This window comes from Streptomyces sp. NPDC093065, from assembly GCF_044754585.1.
Classification (GTDB): Bacteria; Actinomycetota; Actinomycetes; order Streptomycetales; family Streptomycetaceae; genus Streptomyces.
Genome location: NZ_JBIVPJ010000024.1, coordinates 49,081 through 71,419, shown reverse-complemented (window position 1 = coordinate 71,419; position 22,339 = coordinate 49,081). Strand labels below are relative to the sequence as shown.

At 75.0% G+C, this 22,339-nt stretch carries 17 protein-coding genes and 1 riboswitch; of the genes, 3 read left to right on the top strand and 14 right to left on the bottom strand.

What is annotated here, in order from left to right:
• Positions 1–558: 558 nt before the first annotated feature.
• From cobC to cobM, 5 genes are read right to left on the bottom strand one after another with little or no spacing between them, the layout of a single operon-like run.
• On the bottom strand, positions 559–1,659 hold the full coding sequence (gene cobC, locus ACIQFU_RS32035) for an Rv2231c family pyridoxal phosphate-dependent protein CobC (protein ID WP_402556228.1): 1,101 nt from the start codon (positions 1,657–1,659) through the stop codon (positions 559–561).
• Positions 1,631–2,548 (bottom strand): sirohydrochlorin chelatase, encoded by a 918-nt coding sequence (locus tag ACIQFU_RS32030; RefSeq protein ID WP_402556227.1) that lies wholly within the window; start codon positions 2,546–2,548, stop codon positions 1,631–1,633. Before ACIQFU_RS32030 ends, cobC begins: the two co-directional genes overlap by 29 nt.
• A complete protein-coding gene (gene cobJ / locus ACIQFU_RS32025; protein WP_402556225.1) occupies positions 2,545–4,314 on the bottom strand; it encodes a precorrin-3B C(17)-methyltransferase in 1,770 nt (589 codons plus the stop codon). The genes ACIQFU_RS32030 and cobJ overlap by 4 nt, the downstream gene beginning before the upstream one ends.
• Positions 4,311–5,555: a precorrin-6y C5,15-methyltransferase (decarboxylating) subunit CbiE gene (gene cbiE, locus ACIQFU_RS32020; RefSeq protein WP_402556224.1), complete on the bottom strand. Its 1,245-nt coding sequence runs from the start codon at positions 5,553–5,555 to the stop codon at positions 4,311–4,313. Before cbiE ends, cobJ begins: the two co-directional genes overlap by 4 nt.
• Positions 5,552–6,364, bottom strand: coding sequence for a precorrin-4 C(11)-methyltransferase (gene cobM / locus ACIQFU_RS32015; protein WP_402556222.1), 813 nt, complete (start codon positions 6,362–6,364; stop codon positions 5,552–5,554). Before cobM ends, cbiE begins: the two co-directional genes overlap by 4 nt.
• Positions 6,365–6,459: 95 nt before the next feature.
• Between cobM and ACIQFU_RS32010 the strand changes: the two genes are divergently transcribed.
• Positions 6,460–7,188 carry a ZIP family metal transporter gene (locus ACIQFU_RS32010; protein WP_402556220.1) on the top strand — a complete coding sequence of 243 codons (729 nt, stop codon included), beginning with the start codon at positions 6,460–6,462 and terminating at the stop codon, positions 7,186–7,188.
• A 20-nt stretch (positions 7,189–7,208) separates the two neighbouring features.
• Here the strand turns inward: ACIQFU_RS32010 and cobI are convergent, their stop codons facing one another.
• The 9 genes from cobI to pitH form a co-directional block, all read right to left on the bottom strand.
• Positions 7,209–7,940: a precorrin-2 C(20)-methyltransferase gene (gene cobI / locus ACIQFU_RS32005; RefSeq protein ID WP_402556218.1), complete on the bottom strand. Its 732-nt coding sequence runs from the start codon at positions 7,938–7,940 to the stop codon at positions 7,209–7,211.
• Positions 7,937–9,328 (bottom strand): cobyrinate a,c-diamide synthase, encoded by a 1,392-nt coding sequence (locus ACIQFU_RS32000; RefSeq protein ID WP_402556216.1) that lies wholly within the window; start codon positions 9,326–9,328, stop codon positions 7,937–7,939. The genes cobI and ACIQFU_RS32000 overlap by 4 nt, the downstream gene beginning before the upstream one ends.
• Positions 9,325–9,924: a cob(I)yrinic acid a,c-diamide adenosyltransferase gene (gene cobO / locus ACIQFU_RS31995; RefSeq protein WP_402556214.1), complete on the bottom strand. Its 600-nt coding sequence runs from the start codon at positions 9,922–9,924 to the stop codon at positions 9,325–9,327. Before cobO ends, ACIQFU_RS32000 begins: the two co-directional genes overlap by 4 nt.
• Positions 9,924–11,945, bottom strand: a complete 2,022-nt coding sequence (locus tag ACIQFU_RS31990) for a putative cobaltochelatase (RefSeq protein WP_402556212.1) — start codon at positions 11,943–11,945, stop codon at positions 9,924–9,926. The genes cobO and ACIQFU_RS31990 overlap by 1 nt, the downstream gene beginning before the upstream one ends.
• Complete coding sequence (gene cobN, locus ACIQFU_RS31985; RefSeq protein ID WP_402556211.1) at positions 11,942–15,610, bottom strand: cobaltochelatase subunit CobN; 3,669 nt, start codon at positions 15,608–15,610, stop codon at positions 11,942–11,944. The genes ACIQFU_RS31990 and cobN overlap by 4 nt, the downstream gene beginning before the upstream one ends.
• Positions 15,607–17,115 (bottom strand): cobyric acid synthase, encoded by a 1,509-nt coding sequence (locus tag ACIQFU_RS31980; protein ID WP_402556209.1) that lies wholly within the window; start codon positions 17,113–17,115, stop codon positions 15,607–15,609. Before ACIQFU_RS31980 ends, cobN begins: the two co-directional genes overlap by 4 nt.
• Positions 17,112–18,077: a cobalamin biosynthesis protein gene (locus ACIQFU_RS31975; RefSeq protein WP_402556207.1), complete on the bottom strand. Its 966-nt coding sequence runs from the start codon at positions 18,075–18,077 to the stop codon at positions 17,112–17,114. The genes ACIQFU_RS31980 and ACIQFU_RS31975 overlap by 4 nt, the downstream gene beginning before the upstream one ends.
• A gap of 126 nt (positions 18,078–18,203) precedes the next feature.
• Positions 18,204–18,279, bottom strand: a riboswitch (cobalamin riboswitch).
• Positions 18,280–18,475: 196 nt separating this feature from the next.
• Positions 18,476–18,697: a hypothetical protein gene (locus ACIQFU_RS31970; protein ID WP_402556205.1), complete on the bottom strand. Its 222-nt coding sequence runs from the start codon at positions 18,695–18,697 to the stop codon at positions 18,476–18,478.
• Positions 18,698–18,731: 34 nt separating this feature from the next.
• Complete coding sequence (gene pitH / locus ACIQFU_RS31965; RefSeq protein ID WP_402556203.1) at positions 18,732–20,006, bottom strand: low-affinity phosphate transporter PitH; 1,275 nt, start codon at positions 20,004–20,006, stop codon at positions 18,732–18,734.
• Positions 20,007–20,231: 225 nt separating this feature from the next.
• Here pitH and ACIQFU_RS31960 point away from each other — a divergent pair, with 225 nt between their 5' ends.
• Together ACIQFU_RS31960 and ACIQFU_RS31955 are read left to right on the top strand one after the other, a co-directional pair.
• Positions 20,232–20,930, top strand: coding sequence for a class II aldolase/adducin family protein (locus ACIQFU_RS31960; protein ID WP_402556201.1), 699 nt, complete (start codon positions 20,232–20,234; stop codon positions 20,928–20,930).
• 107 nt (positions 20,931–21,037) lie between these two features.
• Entirely contained in the window at positions 21,038–22,165 is a 1,128-nt protein-coding gene (locus ACIQFU_RS31955) for an alpha/beta hydrolase family protein (RefSeq protein WP_402556199.1), read from the top strand.
• The last annotated feature ends 174 nt before the right edge of the window (positions 22,166–22,339 follow it).

Sequence of the window (22,339 nt, the reverse complement as noted above, 5' to 3'; positions counted from 1 at the left end):
CGGTGGCGCCCTGTTCCTGGCCAGGCGCAGGCGCGGCTGACGCGCGGCCGGGGGCCGGCCGGGGTCGGGTCGGGCTCGGGTTGGTCCCGGTGGGGGCTGCGTGAGGGCGCGCTGCGGGGAGGCGGCGCGGCTGGGGCCGGCGGTGGTTCGGCGACGCCGTGTGTCGCGGTCGGGGTGGCTGCTCTGGCGGCGGTGGCGCCCTGTTCCTGGCCAGGCGCAGGCGCGGCTGACGCGCGGCCGGGGGCCGGCCGGGGTCGGGTCGGGCTCGGGTTGGTCCCGGTGGGGGCGCCGTGCGAAGGCGCGCGGCGTGAGGGAGGCCGGTCGTGGCGGGGGCGGCGGCAGCTCCGCGAGGCCGTGTGTCGCGGTCGGGGTCGGCCGGGGCCGTGTCGGCTCGGGTTGTTTCCGGCGGGGGCTGCGTGCGGGGCGCGCCGTGGGGGAGGCGGTTGCCGCCGGGGGCGGCGGTGGTTCGGCGATGCCGTGTGTTGCCGCTCTGGTGCCGGTGGGCGTGGGCGTCCTGGGCCTGGCGCCAGGCGGAGACGCGGCCGGGGGCCGCGCGCCTCAGGCCGGTTCCGTCGACGTCATCGCCCGCCGGAGCGCGCTCAGGAAGCCGTCCGTAGTCGCCCGGTCCCGTACCGCCAGCCGCAGCCACTCCTCGCCCAGCCCCGGAAACGTGTCCCCGCGCCGCACCGCGTACCCGAGACCCCGCAACCGGTGCCGTACGGCGGCGCCGTCCGGGACGCGGACCAGGACGAAGGGACCCTCGGCCGGACCGGCGACCCGGAGCCCGGCCCCGGCGAATCCCGCGAGCCCGGCGACCAGGCGGTCCCGGTCGGCGGCGACGCGGTGGGCGGCGTGGGCGGCCTCCGCCAGCGCCCGCGGCGCCACACACGCCTCGGCCGCCGCCAGCGCCGGAGTGGACACCGGCCACAGCGGCTGGGCACGCTCCAGCGCGCCGACCGTCTCCGGGTCCGCCAGCACGTACCCGATGCGCAGCCCCGCAAGGCCCCACGTCTTGGTGAGGCTGCGCAGGACGACCAGGCCGGGCACGTCCGTCCGCCCGGCCAGCGCCTCCCGCTCACCCGGCACCGCGTCCATGAACGCCTCGTCCACGACCAGCGTCCGGCCGGGCCGCGCCAGTGACGCGAGCACGCCCGCGGGGTGCAGCACCGACGTCGGGTTCGTCGGGTTGCCCACCACCACGAGGTCGGCGTCCTCCGGCACGGCCGCCGGGTCGAGCCGGAAACCGTCCGCCTCCCGCAGCAGCACCCGGTCGACCGTGTGCCCCGCGTGCCGCAGCGCCGCCTCGGGCTCGGTGAACTGGGGGTGCACCACGACCGGCCGGCGCACCTCCAGCGCCCGCGCCAGCAGCACGAACGCCTCCGCCGCGCCCGCCGTCAGCAGCACCCGCTCCACCGGCAGCCCGTGCCGCGCCGCCACCGCCGCCCGCGCGGCCCGCCCGTCCGGGTAGGCGGCGAGCGAGCCGAGCGAGGCGGCGACGTGCTCCCGCAGCCAGGCCGGGGGAGTACCGGTGCGGACGTTCACCGCGAGGTCCACCAGCGCCGAACCGTCGTCGCGCACCTCGGCGTCCCCGTGGTGCCGCAGATCCGGGCCGCCGGGTCCGGTCCCGGTCTCAGTGTGCGTGGGAGTGTGCGTGTCCATGCCCGTGATGGTGCCCGTGGTGGTGGTCGCCGTCGTCGTCGGGGTGGAAGTGCGGCTGCTGCGGCAGCCCCACCTTGTCCTCGAACCCCGGCAGTGCGATGCGGTAGACGCAGCTGTCGCAGTTCATCCGCAGATCGCCCTTCACCGCCTCCTCGTACCGCTCCCACACCAGGTCGAGCAGCTCCGGCTCGGGACCGATGACGTCCGCCGACCGCACCTGCGTCTCCGGGTGCGCGCCCGCCCACTCCTCGGTCTGGTGCCGGACCCGGTCCGGAAGGATGCCGGTGAACAGGAAGTACGGCAGCACGACCACCCGCCGCGCCCCCAGCCGCACGCACCGGTCCAGGCCGCCCGGCACGTCCGGCTTCGCCAGCGACACGAACGCCGTCTCCACGGCCGCGTAACCGCGCCCCTCCCACAGCAACCGCGCCGCCTTGAACACCTCGGCGTTCGCGTCCGGATCGGTCGACCCGCGCCCGACCAGCAGCACGGTCACCTCGGACGGGTCCCAGGACGGGTCGACCGCCTCGGCGAGGCGCCGCTCCAGGACCCGCAGCAGCGCCGGGTGCGGACCCAGCGGACGCCCGTACGTGTAGGAGATGCCGGGGTGGCGCTCCTTCTCGCGGGACAGCGCCGCAGGTATGTCGCCCTTGGCGTGCCCGGCGGACACCAGCATCAGCGGCACCGCCGCGAACCGGCGCACACCGCGCTCGACCAGCTCGGCGACCGCATCGCCCAGCGGTGGCGGGGACAGCTCGATGAAGCCGCCCGCGACGGGCAGCCCGGGGTGGCGTCGGCCCAGCTCGCGCACGAAGTCGCGGAACGCCTCGGCTCCGGCCTCGTCCCGGGTGCCGTGTCCGGCGATGAGCAGGGCGGGCGGGGTCGTCACAGGTTCTCCTCGGGTTTCTCGGAATCGAACGTCCCGGACGCGGAGGCCAGGGAAGGGGCGGCAGGGGAGCGGCGGGTCGCCGGGTCCTCCTGCCAGCGGTAGCCGCGCGGCGTCACCATGCGCCCGGCGATCTCCCGGGTCGCGGTGTTGCCCACCGTCACGACGGTCATCATGTCGACGGTCGCCGGGTCGAGAGCGCCGAGCGTCGACAGGCGGCTGGACTCGTCGGCGCGCGACGCGTTGCGCACGACGCCCACCGGAGTCGTCGGCTCCCGGTGCTCCGCGAGGATCGCCAGCGCCTTGGGCAACTGCCAGTCCCGGCCCCGGCTGCGCGGGTTGTAGAAGGTCACGACGAGGTCCGCCCCGGCCGCCGCCCGCACCCGCCGCTCGATGACCTCCCAGGGCGTGTGCAGGTCGGACAGGCTGATCGACACGTGGTCGTGGCCCAGCGGCGCGCCCAGGATCGCCCCGGCCGCCAGCGCCGCGGTCACGCCCGGCACCCCGACCACGTCGATGTCGTCGGACGCCTCGGCCAGCGCGGGCGAGGCCATGGCGTACACCCCGGCGTCCCCGCTGCCGATCAGCGCGACGGCATGCCCGCGCCGCGCCTGCTCGACCGCCGTGCGGGCCCGCTCCTCCTCGGCGCCGAGCCCCGACTCCAGCACCCGTGTGCCGGGCCGCAGCAGATCGCGGATCTGGTCGACGTACTGGTCGAGGCCGACCAGCACCGACGCCCGCCGCAGCTCCGCCCGTGCCCGCGGCGTCACCAGGTCCCGGGCGCCGGGGCCGAGCCCGACCACCGCGAGCCGCCCGCGCCCAGGACGCCGTACGACCGCGCAGGTCGCCGTCGCGGGCACCGCTGCCGACTTCCGCTTGGGCACCAGGAGTTCGCCCCCGCCCACCAGGGCCGCCGCCTCCGCCACCGACGGGGTGCCCACGGCCGCGAGCGGCGCGTCGGACGGGTTGGGCACCTCGACGCCCGCCAACTGCCCTGCCGGGTACGTCACCAGGGGCACACCCAGCCGCCCGGCGGCCCCGACGATCCCCGGCTCCTCCGCCTTGGCGTCCACGGTGGCCAGCTCGGCGACCGACGCGGCGCACAGCCCGGCGTCGCACAGGGCGGCCTCCACCAGCCCCAGCACCTCGTCCACCGGCGCCCCCCTGGAGGCGCCGACGCCGACGACCAGGGACGGCGGCCTGAGGACGACCTCGCCCCCGGCCCGTTCCACCACACGGTCCGTCACCCGGATCGCATACGCCGTGCCGGCCCCCTCCCGCACCACCGGCAGCGGCGGCAGCGGCCAGGCCACCTCCGCCCGCAGGGCCACCGGCTCGCCGTCCAGCAGGGCCCGCGACACCCCGGCGACATCGCCCTCGACGGGCAGCCCGAGCGTGTCCAGGCCGGCCAGCCCGACGGCGTCGGTCGCCGTCGTCACCACCGGCTCCGCGCCCAGCACCTCGCCGACCGCGCGGGCCAGTTCGTTGGCGCCGCCCCCGTGCCCGCCGACCAGCGACACGGCGAACCGCCCGCCCTCGTCGACGCACACCACACCCGGGTCGGTCCGTTTGTCGTCCAGCAGCGGCGCCACCAGCCGGACCACGGCGCCCGTGGCCAGGAAGCACACGAGCCGGTCGCACTCGGCGAACGCGGTCCGCACGGCGTCCGCGACGGGACCCCCGTACACCCGCGTGCGCCCCGGCCACGCCGCGGCCAGCCGGTCCCGCGCCGCCGCTCCCGCCGCCGTGGCGGAGATGAGGCCGATCAAGGGGCAACTCCTTCGGTACGGCCGTGCGGCCTGACGCCCCACAGCAGGAAGACGGGATTGGTCGCCGCGAGCCGGGTCACGTCCCCCGGCAGCGGCGCGAGCCGCGAGGACTGCAACAGCACCCCGCCGCACTCGAGACCGGCGCCGAGCAGCGCCTCGCGGGCCGCGGGGACCCGGTCCAGCGCGGCCACGGCGACGACCACGGCGCGCCGGGCCCGCCGCGCGCACCCGGCGACGATCGCGGGCAGTTCGCGCCCGCCACCGCCCACGAACACGGCGTCGGGGTCCTCGCCCAGACCGGCCAGCACCGCGGGCGCCACCCCCTGCACGACCCGTACGTCGACACCGTGCGCGGCGGCGTTGGCACGGACCCGCTCGGCCCCGTCCGGCGTCTTCTCGACGGCGGTGACGGCGGCACCCAGCCGCGCGCACTCCACGGCCACGGACCCGGAACCCGCGCCGACGTCCCACACCAGGTCGCCGGCCCGGGGCCCGATCCGGGCCAGCGCCAGCGCCCGTACCTCGAACTTGGTGATCATCGAGTCGCGGTGGGCGAACTCCGACTCGTCCAGCGCCCAGCCCGCGGGCCCCGGCCGCGGCCCCGCGACCGCCCGCACCGGCCCCAGCGCCCGCGCCCCGTCCAGGCACAGCACCACGCTCACCGCCGTGCCCCAGTCCCGTCCGGCGGCCTCGGCGGGCGTCACCCGCTCCACCCGCTCCCCGGCGGACCCCAGCGCGGAGGCGACGACGAACACCCGCCCGGTGTCCCGCAACGCGGCCCCCAGCTCCGCCGGACCGGCCCCGGGGCCGGTCAGCACGGCGACCTTCGGGTGCGCCCGGCACAGGTGCACCGCCGTCCTGAGGTCCCGCCCGTGTGCGCTCGCCACCACGGCGTCGTCCCACGGCAGCCCGGCCCGCGCGAAGGCCGCCGCGACGGAGGAGACCCCGGCCCGCACGTCCAGCCGCTCGGGACCGAACCGCTCGGCCAGCGCCCGCACGATCCCGAAGAACCCCGGATCACCGGAGGCCAGCACGGTCACCGGCCGTTCCTCGGCGACGTACTCCGCGACCGTGTCGAGGGCGGGCGCCAACGCCCCGAGGACGACCGTGCGCGCGCCCTCCGGCAGCCGTACGGCGTCCAGGTGCCGCCGCCCGCCGACGACCAGCTCCGCACCGGCGGCGACGTCCCCGGCGGGAGCCGCACCGGAGGAGGCGGCCCCCATCCCCATTACGGTGATCACGTGCGCGCACCCCGCGAGCGCAGCTCCCGCCGCGCCTCGGGATCGGCCTTGCGATAGCCGTGGAAGTGCCCCGGGTGGTAGAGGTGCGAGCGGGTGCCGTGCGCGTCGAGCGCCGGGCCGACCAGGAACAGGGTGTGCTTCCAGAGCTTGTGCTCCTTGACCGTCTCCTCCAGCGTCCCGATCGTGCACCGCACGACCAGCTCCTCCGGCCAGGTCGCCTGATGGGCGACGACGACCGGCGTGTCCATCGGATAACCGCCCTCCAGCAGCTCCCGCACCAACTGGCCGCTGCGCGCCGCCGACAGGAAGACCGCCATCGTCGTGCCGTGCTTCGCGAACTCGCGGACCTCCTCCCCGGGCGGCATCGGCGTCTTGCCCCCGCCGAGCCGGGTGAGGATCACGGACTGCGCGACCTCCGGGACGGTCAGCTCCCGCTGCGCGAGCGCCGCGACCGCGGAGAACGCGGAGACGCCGGGCACCACCTCGGTCGCGACGCCGATCGCCGCACACCGGTCGAGCTGCTCCTGCGTACCGCCCCACAGCGCCGGGTCGCCGGAGTGGACGCGGGCCACCCGCAGCCCCTCCTCGCGGGCCCGCCGGTACACGGCGACGACGTCCTCCAGCGACATCGTCGCCGAGTCCAGCACCTCGGCACCCTCCCGCGCGTGGTGGAGCACCTCCGCCTGGACGAGGCTCGCCGCCCAGATCACCACGTCCGCCTCGGCGATGGCACGCGCCGCACGGAACGTCAGCAGGTCGGCGGCGCCGGGACCGGCACCGACGAAAGTCACCCTGGCCTCGGAATCCATCGTTCAAGGTCCTCTCCTGCGCATCCTGCGCATATTTACTGCGGTTGCTGCTGTCGTACGCGCGTGAACGCGGCGTGATCGGATACCAAGGGCCCATGGCGGTCTTCGTCGCGCTCGGCGCGTTCCTGATGACGCTGGCCGGCGGCTGGACGGCACAGCGCGTGACCGACCGGCGCCACCTGGTCCTGGGACTGGCCGGCGGCCTGATGCTGGGCGTCGTCGGCCTCGACCTGCTGCCGGAGGCCCTGGAGGCGGCGGGCGACGAGGTGTTCGGCGTACCCGCGGCACTGCTGCTCTTCGTCGCCGGATTCCTGCTCGCGCACCTCGTGGAACGGCTGCTGGCGGCCCGCCGCGCCGCACACGGCGCCGACGAGCACGGCGGGCGCTCGCCCGAGGTGGGCCTGACGGCCGCGGCCGCGATGGTCGGGCACAGCGCGATGGACGGCGTGGCGATCGGCGCCGCCTTCCAGGTCGGCGGCGGCATGGGCGCGGCGGTCGCGATGGCCGTGATCGCCCACGACTTCGCGGACGGCTTCAACACCTACACACTGACCAGCCTGTACGGCAACGCCCGCCGCCGTGCCATCGCTATGCTGGTCGCCGACGCGCTGGCCCCCGTCGTCGGCGCGTCCTCCACCCTTCTGTTCACCATCCCGGAGAAAGCGCTCGGCGCCTACCTCGGCCTCTTCGGCGGAGTGCTGCTCTACCTCGCCGCGGCGGAGATCCTCCCCGAGGCGCACCACGAGCACCCCGCCCGCTCGACCCTGCTGTGCACGGTCGCGGGCGCGGCGTTCATCTGGCTGGTGGTGGGCATCGCCGAGTGAGCGCCACGAACCACGGGCGCTCACAACTTCCCGCCCCGCCCGGCCTCGCGCCGGGCGGGCGCGATGAGCGTCGACAGATACGGCAACGGCGCCCCGTCCAGCTCCCCGGCCGGCCGCACCGACTCCTCCGGCAGCCCCAGCGCCGACCCCCACACGGCGTCCTCCAGCCGCCCGCTCTCCCGCAGCGCCTCGGCCACCTCGGCCGCCTGCCGGCCGAACTTGTACGCCACGACCGTGCCCGGCCCCCGCAACGCCTCCTTGAGCACGGCGGCTCCCGCGGTGACCGGCACCAGCGTCAACGGCTCGGTGCCCTCCGTCAGCACGGCCCCCGACCGCGCCGCGAGGTCCTGCATCGCGGTGATCCCCGGCACGGTCTCCACGACGGTCCCCGGCACCAGCACGCCGACGGTCTGCGCGAGATAGGTGAAGGTCGAGTACACGTTGGGGTCCCCGATGGTCGCGAAGGCGACGGAGGAGTGCTCCCGCAGCAGCCCCGCCACGCGCTCCCCGGCCGCGTCCCAGGCCGCCTCGCGCCGCGCCCGGTCGGTGCGCTCGTTCAGCGCGAACACGACCCGTACGACCTTCCCGGCGCCCACGTAGTGCAGCACGGTCGCCTCGGCGCGCCCGCGTTCCCCTGTGTCCATCACCGGCACGACCACGACATCGGCGTCCCGCAGCGCGCCCACGCCCTTCACGGTCACCAGCTCCGGATCCCCGGGCCCGACCCCGACCCCGACCAGCCTGCTGCTCATGACGTCCGGCACCTCTCCACGAACCGACGGGCGACACCGGGCTCCGCCGCCCAGTGCGTGTGCAGATAGCTCGCGTGCACACCGCGCTCCACAAATCCCTCGACGCGCCGCTCGGGCGCCCGCATCCCCCACGCCGGCGCCGCCCCGGCCCCCGGCTCCACCACCGTCCGGTGGAACTCGTGCCCCCGCATCCGCGTCCCCGCGGCGGCCAGCGCGCTGTCGGACACGGCCACGGCGTCCCGGTAGCCCAGCGTCAGCCGCTCCGACATCCGCGCGGAGGCGTCCAGCACCCCGCACATCGGCAACCCGTCCAGCTCCCGGCACAGATACAGCAGCCCCGCACACTCGGCGGCGACCGGAGCACCGCCGAGCGCCAGCTCGGCGACGGACTTCCGCAGCCCCTCGTTGGCGGACAGCTCGGAGGCGTACACCTCGGGAAACCCACCCCCGACGACGAGCCCCCCAGTGCCCTCCGGCAGTTCCTCGTCCCGCAACGGGTCGAACGTGACGACCTCGGCCCCGGCACCGGCGAGCAACTCGGCGTGCTCGGCGTAGGAGAAGGTGAAGGCGGCCCCGGCGGCAATCGCGACGCGTGGCGTCGACTTCCTGACCGACCGAGTCGGGTGGTGGGTGGGCACAGGCCCGGGGGTCCACGGGGCGGAGCCCCCTGGCAACGGCCCGGCAGCCCGCGCCAACCCGACCAACGCCTCCAGGTCACACCCTGCGGCAACCTGTGCACCCATCGCCGCCACGGCGTCCACCGCGTCCGAGCCCCGCTCGGCAACAGGTATCAACCCCAGATGCCGAGAAGGCGTCTTCACGGGCGCGGCCCGCCGCAACACCCCCAGCACCGGCACCCCGACGGAGTCCACCGCCTCCCGCACCAACGCCTCGTGCCGATCGGACCCCACCTTGTTCAGGATCACGCCCCCGATCCGCACCTCCGGATCCCAGGACACGAACCCGTACACCAACGCCGCCACCGACCGCGCCTGCGACGACGCGTCCACGACCAGCAACACCGGCGCCCGCAGCAGCTTCGCGACCTGCGCGGTGGACGCCAGCTCGCCCTCACCGGCGGCCCCGTCGTACAGCCCCATCACACCCTCGACCACGGCGATGTCGCACCCGCGCGCCCCGTGCAGGAACAGCGGCCCGACCAGCTCGGGCCCGCACAGGTACGCGTCGAGGTTGCGCCCCACCCGCCCGGTGGCGAGCGCGTGGTAGCCGGGGTCGATGTAGTCGGGCCCGACCTTGTGCGGGGACACGGCGAACCCGCGCGCCGTGAGCGCGGCCATCAGCCCGGTGGCGACGGTGGTCTTGCCGCTCCCGGACGACGGCGCGGCGACGACCAGCCGGGGAACGGCGGCGGAGTCGGAGGAGCTCACCACTCGATGCCCCTCTGCCCCTTCTGCCCCGCGTCCATCGGATGCTTGACCTTGGACATGTCGGTGACGAGATCGGCGAAGTCGACCAGCTTCCCGGGCGCGTTCCGCCCGGTGATCACGACGTGCTGCGTCCCCGGCCGTTCCCGCAGCACCGACACCACCTCATCGGTGTCGACCCACCCCCAGTGCATCGGATAGGCGAACTCGTCCAGCACGTACAGCCTGTACGTCTCGGCGGCCAGGTCCCGCTTGACCTGCTCCCAGCCCTCGCGGGCCTTCTCCTCGTTGTCCATCTGGGCGTCGCGCTGGACCCAGGACCAGCCCTCGCCCATCTTGTGCCAGTCGACCGGCCCGCCCTCGCCGCTGGCGCCCAGCACCCGCAGCGCGTTCTCCTCGCCGACCTTCCACTTGGCCGACTTGACGAACTGGAACACCCCGATCGGCCATCCCTGGTTCCAGGCGCGCAGCGCGAGCCCGAAGGCGGCGGTGGACTTGCCCTTGCCGACGCCCGTGTGCACCACGACCAGCGGACGGTTGCGCCGCTGACGCGTCGTCAGCCCGTCGTCCGGAACGACACTCGGCTTCCCCTGCGGCACTACGCGGCCCTCCTGCTCGCCTGTACGTCCTTGACCAGCCCGGCGATGGAGTCCGCCCGCAGTTCGTCCAGCGTCACCGCCGTACCGCCCAGCTCACCGGCGAGCCGCCCGGCGAGCCCGAGCCGCACGGGCCCCGACTCGCAGTCCACGACCACCGAGGCGACACCGTCGGCGGCGAACAGCCGCGCCGCACGCGAGGCCAGCGCCACGGGCTCGGGACCGCCCGTGGCCCGCCCGTCCGTCACCACCACGACCAGCGCCCGCCGCGCGGGATCCCGCAGCCGCTCCACCCGCAGCACCTCGTGCGCGCGCAGCAGCCCGGCGGCCAACGGCGTACGCCCGCCCGTCGGCAGCGACTCCAGCCGGACCGCCGCCGCGTCCACCGACGAGGTCGGCGGCAGCGCGACATCCGCGGCCGAGCCCCGGAAGGTCACCAGCCCCACCTTGTCCCGGCGCTGGTAGGCATCCAGCAGCAGCGACAGCACGGCGCCCTTGACGGCGCTCATCCGCTGCCGCGCGGCCATCGATCCGGAGGCGTCCACGACGAACAGCACGAGGTTCCCCTCACGCCCCTCGCGCGTCGCCTGCCGCAGGTCGTCCCGGCGCACCACGAGCCCCGGCCCGCTGCGGCCCCGCGCCCGCTGGTGCGGGGCGGCGGCCTGCACGGTGGCCGCCAGGTGCAGCTTGGTCAGGGCGCCCCGGGGACGGCGGGCCCCGGTGGTGCGCCCGTGCTCGGTCCGAGCGCGGGACCGCCGCCCGGCGGCACCCTCGCCCAACCCCGGGACGCTGAGCACCTTGGTGCGGAACGGCTCGGCGGCACGCGCCGGCCGCTGCTCCCCGGCACCGGAACCGGACGGCTGCGGCTCCCCGCCCTCCCCGTCCTCGGGCCGCGCGGCCGCGTCACCGTCGCCCTGCGGCGCGTCGTCGGGCTCGGGCTGCCCACCTGGACCGCCACCGGGACCCGGATCGGGATCGTCGTCCCCGCCCCCGTCCCCGCCCTGGTCGTCCTGCCCGCCGAACTCCTCCAGCGTCTCGTCCAGCTTGTCCTCGTCCAGCCCGGGGGCGTCGAAGGGATTGCGCCGCCGCCGGTGCGGCAGCGCCAGCAACGCCGCCTGCCGTACGTCCTCCGCGAGCACCTCCGTCCGCCCCGCCCACGCCGCGAGCGCGGTCGCCGTCCGAGCCATCACGATGTCGGCCCGCATGCCGTCCACCTCGAAGGCCGCGCAGGTCGCCGCGATCTGCCGCAGCGCCCCGTCGCCGAGGCGCACCGACGCCAGCAGCTCCCGCGCCGCCACGATCCGCGCCCGTACGGCGGCCTCCTCGTCGGCCCAGCGCGCGGCGAAGGCGGCCGGGTCGTCGTCGTAGGCCAGCCGGCGCCGTACCACCTCCACCCGCTGGTCGGGCTCGCGCGAGGCGGCGACCTCGACGGTGAGGCCGAACCGGTCCAGCAACTGCGGCCGCAGCTCGCCCTCTTCGGGGTTCATGGTGCCGACCAGCAGGAACTTCGAGGCGTGTCGCACCGACACGCCCTCACGCTCGACGTAGGAGGCGCCCATCGCGGCGGCGTCCAGTAGCAGGTCGACCAGGTGGTCGTGGAGCAGGTTGACCTCGTCGACGTACAGGATCCCGCGGTGCGCGTCGGCGAGGAGGCCCGGTTCGAAGGCCTTCACGCCCTCCGACAGCGCCCGCTCGATGTCGAGGGCGCCCACCAGCCGGTCCTCGGAGGCGCCGACGGGCAGCTCGACCATGCGCGCCGGGCGCGAGGCGAAGGCACCCGGCGCGTGCGGACCGTCCGGGCAGCCCGGGTCGGGGGAGTCGGGGTCGCAGGAGAAACGGCAGCCGGAGACGACGTCCACCTCCGGCATCAGCGCCGACAGCGCACGCACGGCCGTGGACTTGGCCGTGCCCTTCTCACCGCGCACCAGCACACCGCCGACCGCCGGCGAGACGGCGTTCAGCAGCAGCGCCAGCCGCAGGTCGTCCTGGCCCACGACGGCCGTGAACGGGAACGGGGTACTCACTTGTCGTCGCCCTCCAAGTCGCCTTCGAGCTCCAGATAGGTGGCGCGCAGCCGCTCCAGCGTCTCCGCGTCCGGTTCGGCCCACAGGCCGCGGTCGGCGGCCTCGAGCAGCCGCTCGGTGATGCCGCGCAGCGCCCAGGGATTGGACTTCTTCATGAAGTCCCGGTTCTCCGGGGCGAAGACGTACTCGGCGCTGAGCCGCTCGTACATCCAGTCGTCCACGACCCCGGCCGTGGCGTCGTACCCGAAGAGGTAGTCCACGGTGGCCGCCATCTCGAAGGCGCCCTTGTAGCCGTGGCGCCGCATCGCGGCCATCCAGCGGGGGTTGACCACCCGCGCGCGGAAGACCCGGTGCGTCTCCTCGCCCAGCGTCCGCGTCTTCACCTGGTCCGGGGTGGCGGAGTCGCCGACGTACGCCTGCGGACTCTCGCCCGTCAGGTGGCGCACCATCGCGACCATGCCGCCGTGGTACTGGAAGTAGTCGTCGGCGTCCACGAGGTCGTGCTCACGCGTGTCCACGTTCTTCGCGGCCACCGCGATCCGCCGGAACGCCGTCTCCATGTCCCCGCGCGCCGCCCGCCCGTCCAGACCGCGGCCGTAGGCGTAACCGCCCCACACCGCGTACACCTCGGCGAGGTCCGCGTCGCTGCGCCAGTTGCGCGCGTCGATCAGCGGCAGCAGACCGGCGCCGTACGCGCCCGGCTTGGAGCCGAAGATGCGGGAGGTCGCCCGGCGCCGGTCGCCGTGCTCGGCGGTGTCCTCGTCGGCGTGCGCCTTCACGTAGTTCGACTCGGCCGGCTCGTCCAGCTCCGCCACCGCCCGCACCGCGTCGTCGATCAGCCCCACCACGTGCGGGAAGGCGTCCCGGAAGAAGCCCGAGATGCGCACCGTGACGTCGACGCGCGGCCGGCCCAGCTCCGCGACCGGGACCACCTCGAAGCCCGTCACCCGGCGCGAGGCGTCGTCCCAGACCGGACGGCAGCCCAGCAGCGCCAGGATCTCGGCGATGTCGTCGCCCTGGGTGCGCATCGCGGACGTGCCCCACACCGTGAGGCCGACGGACTTCGGGTACTCGCCGGTGTCGCTCAGGTACCGCTGGACCAGCGAGTCGGCCAGCGACTGGCCCACCTCCCAGCTCAGCCGGGACGGGATCGCCTTCGGGTCGACGGAGTAGAAGTTCCGCCCGGTCGGCAGGACGTTGACCAGGCCGCGGGTCGGGGATCCCGACGGCCCCGCCGGGACATAACCGCCGTCCAGGGCCCGCAGGATGTGCCCGATCTCGTCCGTCGTCCGCGCCAGCCTCGGTACGACCTCGGTGCAGGCGAACTCCAGGACCGCGACCGCGTCGGGGAGTCCGGTGCCCAGCACCTCACGCACCAGCGCCGGTACGGCCGCCGTGTCCCACGCCCGCAGCTCCATGCCCTCCGCGACGCGCCGGCACAGCTGCTCCAGCAGGTCGATCGCGTCGGCCGCCGACCGGGCCGGGCCGTCCACCAGCTCTGTCAGCTCCACCGGCACCTTCACGGGGGCGCCGGGCTCGGCCAGCAGTTCCTTCTCCACCAGGCCGAAGTGCTCGGCCAGGGACGCCCTGAGGCCCGGCAGCGCGTTGGCCTGTCCGCCCCAGACCTGCGAGGCGCGCAGCACCGCCAGCACGAGGTTGACGCGCGGCTCGCCGACCGGGCCGCCGCCGAGAATGTGCAGACCGTCGCGGATCTGCACGTCCTTGATCTCGCACAGGTAGCCGTCGATGTGCATGACGAACTCGTCGAAGTCGTCGTCGTCCGGCTGGTCGTCCACGTGCAGGTCGTGGTGGAGCTCGGCCGCCTTGACCAGCGTCCAGATCTGCGCGCGGACCGCCGGCGCCTTCGTCGGGTCCAGGTCGGAGACGAGGGCGTACTCGTCGAGCAGTTGCTCCAGCTTGGCCAGGTCGCCGTAGGTGTCGGCGCGGGCCATCGGCGGCACCAGGTGGTCGACGACGGTGGCGTGGCCGCGCCGCTTGGCCTGGGTGCCCTCGCCGGGGTCGTTGACGATGAACGGGTAGATCAGCGGCAGGTCGCCGAGCACGGCGTCCGGCGCGCAGCCGGAGCTCAGGCCGAGGCCCTTGCCCGGCAGCCACTCCATCGTGCCGTGCTTGCCCATGTGCACGATCGCGTCGGCGCCGAAGCCCCCCTCCGACGTCGCAGCGTCCAGCCAGCGGTAGGCGGCCATGTAGTGGTGCGACGGCGGCATGTCCGGGTCGTGGTAGATCGCGATGGGGTTCTCCCCGAAGCCGCGCGGCGGCTGGATCATCACCACGACGTTCCCGAACCGGAGGGAGGCCAGCACGATGTCGTCGCCGTCGACGTACAGCGAGCCCGGCGGCTCGCCCCACGCCTCCCGCATGCTCTCCCGCAGCTCCGGGTCCAGCTTCTCGAACCACGCCCGGTAGTCGGCGAGCGGCACCCGTGCGGGCGCGGCGGCCAACTGGTCCTCCGTCAGCCACTCCACGTCGTGGCCGCCCGCCTCGATCAGCCGGTGGATCAGCTCGTCGCCCTCGGAGGGGTACCCGGTGACCCCGTACCCGGCGTCCCGCAGGGCGTCCAGGACCCGCACCGCGGACGCCGGGGTGTCGAGGCCGACCGCGTTGCCGACGCGGGAGTGCTTGGTCGGGTACGCCGTGAAGACCAGCGCGAGCCTCTTGTCGGCGTTCGCCTTGTGCCCGAGCGCCGCGTGCCGCACGGCGATCCCGGCGACCCGTCCGGCCCGCTCGGGGTCGGCGACGTACACCGGCACCTCGTCCGGGCCCTGCTCCTTGAAGGAGAACGGCACGGTGACCAGACGCCCGTCGAACTCCGGGATCGCGACCTGCATCGCCGCGTCCATGGGGGACAGGGCGGCGTCGGAGGCCTCCCAGGCGGCCCGGGAGGAGGTGAGGCAGAGCCCCTGCAGCACCGGGACGTTCAGGTCGGCCAGCGCGCCGATGTCCCAGGCCTCCTCGTCACCGCCCGCCGAGGCCCGCGAGGCGTGCGTGCCGCCGGCCGCGAGGACCGTGGCGACCAGGGCGTCGGCCCGGCCCAGCAGCTCGTAGAGGCCGGGGTCCGCGTCGCGCAGCGAACCGCAGTACACGGGCAGGGCGTTGGCGCCGCGCGCCTCGATCGCGTCGCAGAGCGTGTCGACGAAGGCGGCGTTGCCGCTCAGCTGGTGGGCGCGGTAGAAGAGCACGCCCACCGTCGGGCGGCCCGGCACGAGGCCCCGCGAGCCGTGGACGCCGTACTCCGGCATCTTCGCCGGCTCGTCGAAGCCCTCGCCGGTCAGCAGCACCGTGTCCGACAGGAACCGGGCGAGCTGGGTGAGGTTGCCGGGGCCGCCCTCGACCAGGTAGCGCAGCGCCTCGGCCACCACCCCGGCCGGGACGGACGACTCGGCCATCAGCTCCGCGTCCGGCACGCTCTCGCCGCCCAGCAGGACGGTCGGGATGCCGGCGGCCTTCAGCGCGGCCAGCCCGTCCTCCCAGGCGCGCTTGCCGCCGAGCAGGCGCACGACGGCGAGGTCCGCGCCCTCGACGAGGCCCGGCAGCTCCTCCAGGACGTCGACCCGGGTCGGGTTGCCGATCCGGTAGGCGGCGTCCGACGCGCGGGCCGCCAGCAGGTCCGTGTCGGCGGTCGACAACAACAACACTGTGCTCATGCGGGCGCTCCCGGTGGAATGAAGGGCAGTCCTTGCGGCGCGCCGGACTCGATGAGCCGCCACAGCGCGTCCGTGTCCGCGTGGTGTTCGATCAGGTCGCCGAGCCGGTCGAGCTGCTCCTCGCGCAGCGCGGCGAACGAGGTGTCGGGGGCCGGCACGAAGCGGCGGCTCGCGGCTGCGGCCACCTCGCGCAGGAACGCCCGCCGGAAGCCGTCCGACTCCAGCGAACCGTGCCAGTGCGTCCCCCAGGTCTGGCCGACCCGGCAGCCGTCCAGGAAGGGGCTGCCGCCGGTCACTTCGGCGACCCCGTGGTGGATCTCGTACCCCTCGGCCGGCTCGCCGAGAGCCTCGCCCACGGGCCGGGTGAGGGTCTTCTCGCGGGCGAACCGCACCCGTACGGGCAGCAGTCCGAGCCCGTCCACGTGCCCGGCGCGCGATTCGACCTCGTCCTCGATGTGCTCGCCGAGGAGCTGGAAGCCGCCGCAGATCCCGAGCACCGGGCGCCCCTCGGCGGCCCTGCGGGCGATCGCGTCCGCGAGCCCCCGCTCCCGCAGCCACTCCAGTGCCCGCACCGTCCCGCGCGTCCCCGGCACGATCACCAGGTCGGCGTCCGCCAGTTCCTCCGGCCGGTCCACGAACCGCACCACGACGCCCGGTTCGGCGGCCAGCGCGTCCACGTCCGTGAAGTTGGACATCAGTGGGACCGCGCACACGGCGATCCGCAGCACGTCCTCGCCGACCGGCGGCGCGACGACCGACTCCCGCACCGTCCCGCGCAGGGAGACCCTGAGTCCGTCCTCCTCGTCGATGCCGAGCCCGTGCCGGAAGGGCAGTACGCCGTACGTCCGCCGCCCGGTGAGGCCGTGCAGCATGTCCAGCCCCGGTTCCAGCAACGACACATCGCCCCGGAACTTGTTCACGAGGAACCCGGCGACCAGCGCCTGGTCCTCGGGGGAGAGCAGCGCCACCGTGCCGAAGAAGGAGGCGAAGACGCCCCCGCGGTCGATGTCGCCGACGACGAGGACGGGCAGTCGGGCACCCCGGGCGATGCCCATGTTGACGATGTCGGTGCGGCGCAGGTTGATCTCGGCCGGGCTGCCCGCGCCCTCGCAGATCACCGCGTCGTAGGAACTCCGCAGCTCGGCCAGGGAGTCGAGCACCGTGCCGAGCAGCCGCTCCTGTCGCCCGCCGTGGTAGCCGCGGGCGCTCATCTCGCCGACCGGCCTGCCGAGCAGCACGACCTGGCTGCTGCGCTCCCCGCCGGGCTTGAGCAGCACGGGGTTCATGTGCGCGGTCGGCTCCACGCGGCAGGCCTGGGCCTGCATGGCCTGCGCCCGCCCGATCTCCGCGCCGTCGCGCGTCACGAAGGAGTTCAGGGACATGTTCTGCGCCTTGAACGGCGCCACCTTCACGCCCTGGCGCGCCAGCCAGCGGCAGATCCCGGCGGTGACGACGCTCTTGCCGGCGTCGGAGGTGGTGCCGGCGACGAGCAGACCACCGTTCATGACGTACGTCCCTTCCCGGCGATGCCGCGCGCGAGGAGCCGCGCGCCCGCGCACACGCCCAGCGCCAGCCAGCCCACGCGCCGGGACAGGCGCACGGCCCGGTCGATGTCACCGGAACCGGCCCGTACGGCGCGTCCCGCGGCGCCGTTGAGGACGGGCCGGTGCTCGACCCGTCCGCCGTAGGAGAGCGTCCCGCCGAGCCGCACGCCAAGGGCGCCCGCGAACGAGGCCTCCACCGGCCCGGCGTTGGGGCTCGGGTGCTGTGCGGCGTCCGAGCGCCAGGCCCGTACCGCGCCCCCCGGATCGCCGCCGGCGACGGTGGTCAGGACGGCGGTGAGGCGGGCGCCCGGCCAGCCCGCGAGGTCGTCGAGGCGGGCGGAGGCCCAGCCGTAGCGGCGGTACCTCGGCGACTTGTGGCCGACCATCGCGTCCAGGGTGTTCACGGCCCGGAAGCCGAGCAGGCCGGGGACCCCGGCCACGGCGCCCCACACCAGGGCGCCCACCACCGCGTCGGAGGTGTTCTCGGCGACGGACTCCACGACGGCCCGGGCGATCCCGTCGGCGTCCAGCGCCTCGGGGTCCCGCCCGCACAGGTGCGGCAGCCGGGCCCGCGCCGCCTCGACGTCACCCGCCTCCAGGGCACGGCCGATCGCACCGGCCTCACGGGCGAGCGACGTGCCGCCGACCACGGCCCAGGTGGCCGCGCCGGTCAGGACGACGGAGGCGGCGGGGGAGCGGCGTACGGCACGGGAGGCGGCCAGCCCGAGGGCGGCGGCGCCACCGGCGCACACGGCGGTGTGCAGGGCGCCCCGGCCCCGGTGGTCCCGCCACAGCACCCGTTCCACGGCGCCCGCGGCACGGCCGAACGCGGCGACCGGGTGTCCGCGGCGCGGATCGCCGAGGAGGAGGTCACCGAGGAGGCCGGCGGCGGCGCCGTACGCGAAGACGCGTCCGGCACGCACGGGTTCAGCCGGTCACACGGGCAGGGAAGCACCTGGCACTGGGCGTCGAGCGGTGGCGGCAGCCGGGCATCGCGTCATGTCCTCACTCAGGGTGTCCACGCCCTGGTTCGAAGAGTCCGGCGGTGAGAGTTCCTGGCTCCCGGGGGTCCTGATCCCCGGTCACAGTGGCGGGACCGCGCCGGATTCGCACCGGGCTTCCTCTCCTGCCGCCGTAGATGGCCCCGGAAGTCCACCACGCCCCGCGAACACCCGTCAACCTGGCGTTGACCTGCGACGGGGGAGTGTGCGAAGGCCCACACCCGAAGGGTGTGCGCCGGCACATGAAGAGGCGGGGCGCGGAACGGTTCGAGTCCGTTCCGCGCCCCGCCCCGGGGCGTGCGCGGTGGTGCTGAGGGCGCTCAGGCGACGATCAGATAGATCCCGTACGCCACCGCCGCCGTGCAGGCCGCGAAGCACGCGTACGCGCCGGTGACCGCGAGGGCCGCGGAGCCCCCCTCGGCGGCGGCCCGCTCCTGGCGCGAGAGGCCGGCGATGCCGAGGGTGAACAGGCTCACCAGGGCCACCGTGACCACGAGGCTGACGCCGAAGACGGAGCCGAGGGCTGCCCAGTCGATGCTCATGGAGGTTCGCTTCCTTCGTACCCGGGTCGCGGGCTCAGACGGTGGTGGCGGCCGACGGGGCCTTGGGATCGGCGGTGACGGCCGGGGCCGGGACGGTGGCCGCCAGCTCCTCGGTCAGGCCCGCCGGGGGCGGCGACACGGCGGCCATCGCCGTGGTGACCACACCGGCCGGCTCGGACGGCCGGGCCGGCTCGGCGGCCCCGGGCTCCCCGGCGTCGACGACGTTGGTGTGGTCGACGACCTCGCGGCGGGAGATCCGCCAGATCGCGAAGCTGGACGCGATCAGGAACACCGCGACCACCGCCGTGCCCCAGTCGCCGAGACGGCAGACCCACTCGGCGAGCGCGGCGACCAGGGCCGCGGCCGGCAGCGTCAGGCCCCAGGCGACGAACATCCGGGTGGCCGTGGACCAGCGGACCACGCCGCCCTTGCGGCCGAGGCCCGCGCCCATCACCGCACCGGAGACCGAGTGCGTGGTGGACAGGGAGAAGCCGAGGTGGGAGGAGGCCAGGATGACCGTTGCGGCGCTGGTCTGGGCGGCGAAGCCCTGCTGCGGCTGGAGGTCGGTCAGGCCCTTGCCCATCGTGCGGATGATGCGCCAGCCGCCCAGGTAGGTGCCGAGCGCGATGGCCAGACCCGCGCTCAGGATGACCCACACGGGCGGGTCGGAGTCGGGGGCGAGCGCGCCGCCCGCGATCAGCGCGAGGGTGATGATGCCCATCGTCTTCTGGGCGTCGTTGGTGCCGTGGGCCAGCGAGACCAGACCGGCGGAGGCGATCTGGCCGGTGCGGTAGCCCTTCGCGGCGGCCCGGCCGTCGGCCCTGCGGCCCAGCGAGTACGTCATCCGGGTCGCGAGCATCGCCGCGACACCGGCCACGATCGGGGCGGCGACCGCCGGGAGGAGCACCTTGGTGACGAGCACGTCGCCGTTGACCGCGCCGATGCCGGCCGAGGCGACGGCGGCACCGATCAGGCCGCCCATCAGGGCGTGGGAGGAACTGGACGGGAGCCCGACCAGCCAGGTCAGCAGGTTCCAGAGGATCGCGCCGACCAGTGCGGCGAAGATGACCTCGGGACGGATGCCGGTCTCGTCGACGAGACCCTTGGAGATCGTGTTGGCGACCTCCACCGAGAGGAAGGCGCCTACAAGGTTGAGGACGGCGGACATCGCCACCGCCACCTTGGGCTTGAGCGCACCGGTCGAAATGGTCGTTGCCATCGCGTTCGCGGTGTCGTGGAAACCGTTCGTGAAATCAAACGCGAGTGCGGTTACCACCACAATCGCGAGGATCAGCGAGAAGCTTTCCATTTACCCAGGCAATCGTTCGAGGTCGTTGGCGCGACGAACGTAGGTAACCAGGGTGAACGGAAGATGAACTGAGCAGGGCGTCACGGTGACCGGAAGCGGTGCCGGAGCCTCCCTCTGCGTGCCCGCTCCGGTGCTCTCCGGAGACGCCCCTGGCAGGATCACCGCAAGGCCGTTCGGCGGCGGGACGCGAGGGGCGTGCGGAATGCCCGGGAGGAGACGGTGACTGTGACGCGTTCGTGGGCCGGGGCGGGAGAGTCCGCCGGAAAACCGGCCGGGGAATCGGCCAGGGAATCGGCCTGGGCGGAGCTCGTCGGGACGGCCCGGCGGTCGGTCGCCGACGGACTGGTGGTCGGCACCTCCGGCAACGTCTCGGTGCGCGTCGGCGACACGGTCCTGGTCACCCCGTCGGGCGTGCCCTACGACCGGCTGACCGCGGCCGACGCGACCGGCGTCGACCTGGACGGACGGCAGGTGCTCGGCACGCTGGTCCCCACCAGCGAACTCCCCATGCACCTGGCCGTGTACCGCGCCGACCCCGCCGCCCGTGCCGTCGTCCACACCCACGCCGTGCACGCCACGGCGGTCTCGCTGCTCGTCCCCGAACTCCCGCCGGTGCACTACATGACCGCCGCGCTCGGCGGCCCCGTCCGGGTCGCCCCGTACGCGGCCTACGGCACCGACGAACTCGCCCGCGGCATGCTCGACGCCCTCGCCGACCGCACCGGCTGCCTGCTGCGCAACCACGGCACGATCACCTACGGAGGCTCCCTCGACCAGGCCTACGACCGGACCGCCCAGCTCGAGTGGATGTGCCGCCTCTGGCTGACGGCCTCCTCGGTGCCGGGCCACTCGCCCTCGCTGCTGACGCCGGCCCAGCTGGCGGAGGTGACGCAGCGCCTGCGGGGATACGGACAGCGGAGCTGACGCGTGCCGGGCGGCTCAGCGGGTACCGGCTACGGGACACGAGCACCCCGTCACCCGCTGTCACGCGTCCACTGGCCGCCCGAGGACTCCACCAGGAGACTGGCCCCATGCGCACTGTCACCGCAACGGCAGCCGCCGTCACCGCAGCCCTGGCGACCGGGGCGGCGAGCGTCGCCGCCGGCCGGCTCGCCAGCGACGCCGCGCTCAAGGCGCCCCCCGGCCGGCCCCTGCCCACCGAGCCCCGGCTCACCGTGCACGGCACCGCCGCCGGGCAGATCACCCTCACCCGGGATCTCGCCGCGCTGCGTCCCGGCCGGTACGGGCTCGCCGGCGACGGGTCGCACGCGGTCGTCGGACCGGTCCTCGGCACCGTCGAGCACGGCGCCGACACCGTCGTACGCCGCCTCGAACGCGTCACGCACGGCACCCTGGAGACCGGCGACAAGGCGTGGCTCACCCCGAACCTGTACGTCGGGAACCCCGGCACGGCCCTGGGCCTGGAGTACGCCGACGTGGAGGTCCCCGGGGAACTCGGTCCGCTCCCGGCCTGGTTCGTGCCCGGGGCCCGCCCGACCTGGATCGTCGCCGTGCACGGTCTGGCCGCCACCCGCGAGCACGCCCTGAACCTGATGGTCCCCCTGCACCGCAGGAGCGTCCCGGTCCTCGCCCTCGCGTATCGCGGCGACGTCGGCGCGCCGCCCTCGCCCGACGGCCTGCACCACTTCGGCGAGACCGAGTGGCGAGACGTGGACGCGGCCGTCCGCTACGCCGTCGACCACGGCGCCCGCCAGGTCGTCCTGCTCGGCTGGTCCACCGGCGCCACCATGGCGCTGCGCACCGCCGCGCTCTCCGGAGTGCGCGAGCGCATCGCGGGGCTCGTCCTGGACTCCCCGGTGCTCAGCTGGGAGACCACCCTGCGCGCCCTGGCCGCCGCCCGCCGCACCCCCGCCGCGCTCCTGCCGCTCGCCGTCCGTGCCGCGCAGGGCCGCGCCGGACTGCGCGCCGACCGGGACACCGGCACCGCCGGCCTGCACCGCCCGGCCGTCCCCACCCTGATCTTCCACGGCCCGGGCGACGCGGTGGCGCCCTGGCGCCTCTCCCGCCGTCTCGCCGACACCCACTCGCGTCTGGTCTCCCTGCACACCGTCCCCGACGCCCCGCACGGTGCCATGTGGAACGCCGACCCCGCGGACTACGAGGAGACCCTGCGCCGCTTCATGACCCCGCTGGTGTGACCCCGCACCCCGCCGGTGCGACCCCGCCACGCCCTTGTCGGGGCCCCCGCCCGGCGGACGTCGCTTCGGTTCCGTTTAGCGCCGTACCACTGGCCTGATCCGGCGCCCGGACAGCGTGCCCGAGGCCCGTATCCGTCGCCCCAGGAGGCCGCCGGGGCATTCCGTTTGGGTTTT

Bases quoted from the DNA above. Each gene is read 5' to 3' on its own strand.
- cobM (WP_402556222.1), bottom strand. From the start codon at position 6,364: ATGGATTCCGAGGCCAGGGTGACTTTCGTCGGTGCCGGTCCCGGCGCC.
- cobN (WP_402556211.1), bottom strand. From the start codon at position 15,610: ATGAGCACAGTGTTGTTGTTGTCGACCGCCGACACGGACCTGCTGGCG.
- ACIQFU_RS32010 (WP_402556220.1), top strand. From the start codon at position 6,460: ATGGCGGTCTTCGTCGCGCTCGGCGCGTTCCTGATGACGCTGGCCGGC.
- ACIQFU_RS31980 (WP_402556209.1), bottom strand. From the start codon at position 17,115: ATGAACGGTGGTCTGCTCGTCGCCGGCACCACCTCCGACGCCGGCAAG.
- cobI (WP_402556218.1), bottom strand. From the start codon at position 7,940: ATGAGCAGCAGGCTGGTCGGGGTCGGGGTCGGGCCCGGGGATCCGGAG.
- ACIQFU_RS31955 (WP_402556199.1), top strand. From the start codon at position 21,038: ATGCGCACTGTCACCGCAACGGCAGCCGCCGTCACCGCAGCCCTGGCG.
- ACIQFU_RS31970 (WP_402556205.1), bottom strand. From the start codon at position 18,697: ATGAGCATCGACTGGGCAGCCCTCGGCTCCGTCTTCGGCGTCAGCCTC.
- pitH (WP_402556203.1), bottom strand. From the start codon at position 20,006: ATGGAAAGCTTCTCGCTGATCCTCGCGATTGTGGTGGTAACCGCACTC.
- cobC (WP_402556228.1), bottom strand. From the start codon at position 1,659: ATGGACACGCACACTCCCACGCACACTGAGACCGGGACCGGACCCGGC.